The organism is Streptomyces katrae (assembly GCF_000966975.1).
Lineage (GTDB): Bacteria > Actinomycetota > Actinomycetes > Streptomycetales > Streptomycetaceae > Streptomyces > Streptomyces katrae.
In genome coordinates, this window is record NZ_JZWV01000809.1 from 1 (window position 1) to 5,921 (window position 5,921).

7 protein-coding genes are annotated in these 5,921 nt (G+C 71.0%); 1 reads left to right on the plus strand and 6 read right to left on the minus strand.

Annotation, left to right across the window (positions count from 1 at the left end):
• Positions 1 to 627: alpha/beta hydrolase (locus VR44_RS27090; protein WP_045950235.1), on the plus strand; the 627-nt coding region annotated here is incomplete at its 5' end.
• Positions 628 to 659: 32 nt separating this feature from the next.
• Here the strand turns inward: VR44_RS27090 and VR44_RS27095 are convergent.
• The 6 genes from VR44_RS27095 to VR44_RS27120 form a co-directional block, all read right to left on the minus strand.
• Positions 660 to 1,370 carry a lysophospholipid acyltransferase family protein gene (locus VR44_RS27095; protein ID WP_045950236.1) on the minus strand — a complete coding sequence of 237 codons (711 nt, stop codon included), beginning with the start codon at positions 1,368 to 1,370 and terminating at the stop codon, positions 660 to 662.
• 88 nt (positions 1,371 to 1,458) lie between these two features.
• Positions 1,459 to 1,617: a hypothetical protein gene (locus VR44_RS46065; protein ID WP_045950237.1), complete on the minus strand. Its 159-nt coding sequence runs from the start codon at positions 1,615 to 1,617 to the stop codon at positions 1,459 to 1,461.
• Positions 1,618 to 1,649: 32 nt separating this feature from the next.
• Entirely contained in the window at positions 1,650 to 2,624 is a 975-nt protein-coding gene (locus VR44_RS27105) for a cytochrome c oxidase assembly protein (RefSeq protein WP_045950238.1), read from the minus strand.
• 98 nt (positions 2,625 to 2,722) lie between these two features.
• Complete coding sequence (locus tag VR44_RS27110; RefSeq protein WP_045950239.1) at positions 2,723 to 3,748, minus strand: 6-phosphofructokinase; 1,026 nt, start codon at positions 3,746 to 3,748, stop codon at positions 2,723 to 2,725.
• A gap of 216 nt (positions 3,749 to 3,964) precedes the next feature.
• A complete protein-coding gene (locus VR44_RS27115) occupies positions 3,965 to 4,693 on the minus strand; it encodes a type 1 glutamine amidotransferase (protein WP_045950240.1) in 729 nt (242 codons plus the stop codon).
• 21 nt (positions 4,694 to 4,714) lie between these two features.
• Positions 4,715 to 5,921: MurT ligase domain-containing protein (locus VR44_RS27120; protein ID WP_245692276.1), on the minus strand; the 1,207-nt coding region annotated here is incomplete at its 5' end.

A 5,921-nucleotide genomic window follows, 5' to 3' on the forward strand; every position in this document is an offset into this window, starting at 1 on the left:
TGGGTCCCGGTCGCGCAGGCCTTCAGCGCCTGGGCCGCCGGCGACGAGAAGCCGCTGATCGAGGCCAACGCCCCGGACATGTCGGACCTCAAGGGCAACGCCGCCTCCGAGAACAGCAACGCCGTCTACACCGCGGTGGAGTGCGCCGACGCCAAGTGGCCGACCAGCTGGGCCAAGTGGGACCGGGACAACACCGAGCTGAACAAGAAGTACCCGTTCCTCACCTGGTCGAACGCCTGGATGAACCTGCCCTGCGCGACCTGGAAGTCCAAGCAGAGCACCCCGATCGAGGTCGGCGCCAAGAGCATCGCCCCGGTCCTGATCGTCCAGTCCGAGCGTGACGCCGCCACCCCGTACCAGGGTGGTGTCGAGCTGCACCGCCGCCTGGCGGGCTCGCGCCTGATCACCGAGCAGAACGCCGGCTCGCACGGCGTCACCAGCCTGGTGAACCCCTGCATCAACACGCGGGTGGAGTCCTACCTGCTGACCGGCAAGGTCGACGCCGCGGACGTGAAGTGCGGCCCGCACGCCACTCCGGTGCCGCCGGCCCCGGCCGCCGCGAAGTCGCTCGCCCAGGCCCCGGCCTCGGAGCTCGCGAAGCGCGAGGAGCTCCCGGCCGTCCGCTAGGACCCCGGGAGACCCCTTGAGCGGGAGGAGGCTCAGCGCTTCGTGCGCCGGGCCTTCTTCCGCTCCTCCTCTTCCTCGGCCTTGACCTCGGCCGCGTACCGGTCGACGTACTCCTGGCCGGAGAGGTTCAGGATCGCGTACATGATCTCGTCGGTGACGGCGCGCAGCACGGCCCGCTCGCCCTCCATCCCCGCGTACCGGGAGAACTCCAGCGGGGCACCGAAGCGGATCGTGACCCGCCGGATCTTCGGGAGGGTCTGGCCGGGCGGCTGGATCTCGAAGGTGCCGAGCATCGCGCAGGGGATGACGGGCACCCCGGCCTGCAGGGCCATCGCCGCCACCCCGACCTTGCCCTTGTAGAGCCGCCCGTCGTGCGAGCGCGTCCCCTCCGGGTAGATGCCGAGCAGCTCGCCCTTCGCCAGCACGCCGAGCCCCTCGCGCAGCGCCGCCTGCCCGGCGTCCTTGCCGGAGCGGTCCACCGGGATCTGCCCGGCGCTGCGGAAGAACGCGGCGGTCAGCCGGCCCTTGAGCCCGGGCCCGGTGAAGTACTCGGCCTTCGCCAGGAAGGTGATCCGGCGCCGCAGGATGGCGGGCATCAGGAAGTGGTCCGAGAACGACAGGTGGTTGCCCGCGACGATCGCGGCCCCCTCGTCGGGGATGTTCTCCAGGCCCTCGATCCGCGGCCGGAACAGCAGCCGCAGCAGCGGACCGAGCAGCACGTGCTTGAGCAGGTGGTAGAACACCCGGCGCTTCCCTTCACCCGACGGTCGGACCACGGACGGATCAGCCATGCGGTGGCGAGGAGCGGGCCGTGCGGGGCCCGGGCGGGGCTCAGGTGCCGCCGGCGGCGGCCATGCCGAGGGTGAGCAGCCCCAGCACCACCCAGCCGAACCACAGCCAGCCGTTGCTGCCGAGGGCCACGGAGTACGTGGAGACGGCCACCAGGGCGGCGAAGGTCGTGACGGCCATCGCCTTAACGGATCCGGTCATGCCCCATGGTGGCGCGCCGAACGGCTCCGGCGCTACTGGCCGCGCCCCTGCAGCGAGGCGAGATAGGCGTTGTACGCCTCCAGCTCCTTGTCGCCGTCCCGGTCCGCGGCCCGGTCCGAGCGCTTCGCGGCCCGTTGCTCCGAGTGGTACCACTGGTACACCAGGGCGATCAGCACCAGCACCGAGGGGATCTCGCTGAAGGCCCAGGCGATGCCGCCGCCCCAGTGCTGGTCGTCGAGCGGGTCGATGCCCAGGGAGGCCGGCGGGTTCGCGTACGTCTTGATCATCGGCTCGCTCGCCATCATCAGGGCGATGCCGAAGAAGGCGTGGAAGGGCATGCCCGCGAAGAGCTCCAGCATCCGCATCACGTAGCCGGGGCGGTGCGGGCCCGGGTCCACGCCCATGATCGGCCAGAAGAAGATCAGGCCGACGGCCAGGAAGTGCACCATCATGCCGATGTGCCCGGCCCTGCTCTGCATCAGGAAGTCGAAGAGCGGGGTGAAGTACAGGGCGTAGAGGCTCGCGATGAACATCGGGATGGTGAAGGCCGGGTGCGTGATGATCCGCATGTACCGGCTGTGCAGCAGCATCAGCAGCAGCTCGCGCGGGCCCTTGCTGCCGCGGGCCGCGGGCGGCAGCGCGCGCAGGGCCAGGGTCACCGGCGCCCCGAGCAGCACCAGGATCGGGGTGACCATGCTGATCACCATGTGCTGGATCATGTGGACGCTGAACATGACCATGCCGTAGTCGTTCAGCTTGGTGCACATCACCAGCAGCACCGTCAGTACACCGGTGACGAAGGCGACCGTCCGGCCCAGCGGCCAGTCGTCCCCGCGCCGGCGCAGCCGCACCACGCCCCAGCCGTACAGGGCGAGCGCCAGCAGGGAGCCGAACAGGAAGAACGCGTCGAAGGAGAACTCCAGACCGCGCCCGAGGGTGAACGGCGGCAGGTCCATGTTCATGTCCATATCCATGTTCATGTCCATGCCGTGACCGCTGTGATCCATGCCTTGACTCCCTTGACTGTGGCGCCCCACCACAGTAGTGCCGCCCCCGGACGCGATCGCGTCCGGGGGCGGCCGAAGGGGTCAGAACGGGTGCAACATCACAGAACCGTCTGCGCCTCGTCGTAGCGCGCGTCCGGGACCGTCTTGAGGTGCGAGGTCGCCTCCGCGAGCGGGACCATCACGATGTCCGTGCCGCGCAGGGCCGTCAGCATGCCGAACTCGCCCCGGTGCGCCGCCTCCACCGCGTGCCAGCCGAAGCGGGTGGCCAGGACCCGGTCGTAGGCGGTGGGCGTGCCGCCGCGCTGGACGTGGCCCAGGATGACCGGACGGGCCTCCTTGCCCAGGCGGCGCTCCAGCTCCACGGCGAGGATGTTGCCGATGCCGGCGAAGCGCTCGTGCCCGTACTGGTCCGTGCCGCCCTGCTGGTAGTCCATCGTGCCGGGACGGGGCTTGGCGCCCTCGGCGACCACGACGATCGCGAACCGCTTGCCGGCCGAGAAGCGCTCGCCGACGATCGCCGTCAGCTCCTCGATGTCGAAGGGCCGCTCCGGCACCACGATGGCGTGCGCGCCGGCCGCCATGCCCGAGTGCAGGGCGATCCAGCCGGTGTGGCGGCCCATGACCTCGACGACCATCACGCGCTGGTGCGACTCGGCGGTGGTCTTCAGCCGGTCGAGGGCCTCCGTGGCGACGCCGACGGCGGTGTCGAAGCCGAAGGTGACGTCGGTGGAGGAGATGTCGTTGTCGATGGTCTTCGGCACGCCGACGATGGGCAGACCGCCCTGCGCGAGCAGGTTGGCGGCCTTCAGCGTGCCCTCGCCGCCGATCGGGATGATCGCGTCCAGGCCGAGGTCCGCGACATGGCCGCGGGCGCGCTCCACTCCGTCGCGCAGGTGCGCGGGCTGGACGCGGGAGGAGCCGAGGATGGTGCCGCCGCGGGCCAGGATGCCGGCCACGGAGTCCAGGTCGAGCTTGCGGTAGTCGCACTCCAGCAGGCCGCGCCAGCCGTCGTGGAAGCCGATGACCTCGTCCCCGTGGTCGACGACCGCGCGGTGCACGACGGAGCGGATGACGGCGTTGAGGCCGGGGCAGTCGCCACCGGAAGTGAGCACACCAATGCGCATGGCAGAGAGAACCTTTGCAACGTGGGCCGACGACCGGACCACGTCGTCCGGTTGGAACTAACCGTCACCCTACAAGCGGTTTCCGGCTGGGCTGAACCATCCTCCACACCAAGGACCTACCAAACGGAAGATCGTACGAAAGCACGTCGGCCCGGACCCCCTGGGGGAGTCCGGGCCGAACGGCGTGCGGAAGGCGTACGGAGGCCGCCGCGCGGGCTACGCGGGCTGCGTGGCCGCCGCGATGCGCTCCGCGCGCAGCGCGTCGTACCAGCGGTCGTCTATGGCCGGCAGCGCGTTCACGTCGAGGGCCAGCTTCAGCAGCAGGTCCGCGATCAGCGGGTTGCGGGCCATTACGGGGCCGTGCATGTACGTACCGAAGACGGTGTCGTTGTACGCGCCCTCGGTGCCGTCGCCGGTGCCGTTGCCCCGGCCCAGCCGGGTCCGGGCGAACGGCTTGGCCGTCGGGCCCAGGTGCGTGACGCCCTGGTGGTTCTCGAAGCCCGTCAGCGGGGGGAGGTTCAGCCGCGGGTCGATGTCGGCGAGCACGTCACCGACGCACCGCTCGCCCTCGCCGCGCACGGTCACCACGTCCAGCAGGCCGAGGCCCTGCTGCCGCTCGCCCATGTCGTTGACGAACTCGTTGCCGAGGATCTGGTACCCGGCGCAGACGGAGAAGACGATCGCCCCGTTCGAGACGGCGCGCTCCAGGCCGCCGTCGCGCAGCAGCCGCTCCGCGGCCAGCCGCTGCGGCCGGTCCTCGCCGCCGCCGATCAGGTAGATGTCGCCCGAGGTCGGGATGGGCTGGTCGCTGCGCACGTCCACGCGCTGCACGTCCAGGCCGCGCTGGCGTGCCCGGCGCTCCACCACGAGTACGTTGCCCTGGTCTCCGTACGTGCTGAGCAGGTCGGGGTAGACCCACACCAGACGCAGGCTGTTGTCGCTCATGCTCTTGTCCTCTATGGGTGACTAGTTGCCGACGCGGCGGCGCACGTCCTGGAAGGCGGTGTAGTTGGCGATCAGCTCGATCTGTCCGGGCGGCGCCAGCTGCACGGCCTCGTCGAGGGTCTCGCAGACCCGGAAGTCCAGGCCGGCGACCTCCAGGCGGACGGCCAGGTCGAGCTTGCGGTCGCCGATCACGAAGATCGGGTGGCCGGCGAGCCGCGGGTAGTCCACGTCCCACAGCCAGGAGGTGTCGGTGCCGTCGGCGCCCCGGGCGTTCACCGAGAGGATCACCGGCGCGGGCGGCCCGTCGATCAGCGAGAACGTTTCGAGCCAGCCGGCCGGGTTCTTCGCGAGCAGCAGGCGCAGCTCGCGGCCCTGGAAGTTCACCACGTCGTAGCGGCCGGCTACGGCCTGGACCTGGTACATGCGCTCCAGGGCGACCTGCGGGGGCACGCCGAACACGGCGGCCACGGCGGCCGAGGTGGCCGCGTTCGCCTTGTTCGCGCGGCCGGGCAGCTGCAGGTGGATCGGCCAGGCGCTCCCGTGCGGGTCCAGCACGTGGTCCCCGGAGAGCACCCAGGTCGGGGTCGGGCGGCGGAAGCCGCACTCGCCGCAGAACCAGTCGTCGCCCGGGCGCTGCATGACACCGCCGCAGGAGGGGCACGACCAGGCGTCGTCCTTCCACTCCTGGCCGGCCGCCACCCACACGACGGTCTGCGAAGAGGACGCCGACCAGACGATCAGGGGGTCGTCGCAGTTGGCGACGATGACCGCCTTGGAGCCCTCGAGGCCCTCGCGCCACTTCTCGGCGAGCATGCGGGTCTCCGCCGCGCGGTCGAGCTGGTCGCGGGAGAGGTTCAGCAGGGCGATCACCTTCGGGGTGACGTCCCGGGCCACACCGGCCAGGTACTTCTCGTCGACCTCGATCACGCCGTACTTGGCGTCCGAGCCGCCGGCCAGGGCGGAGGTGATGCCCGCCGGCATGTTCGCGCCCAGCGCGTTCGAGACGACCGGGCCGCTGGCCCGCAGGGCCTCGGCGATCAGGCGGGTCGTCGTGGTCTTGCCGTTCGTCGCGGAGACGAGGACGACATCGAGATGCTGCGCCAGCGCGCCGAGGAGATCGGGGTCCAGCCTGAGTGCGACCTTGCCACCGATCACCGATCCGCTTCCGCGTCCCGCGGCCCGCGACACCGCCGCCGCGGCCTTGCCCGCCGTCACGGCCAGCTTGGCC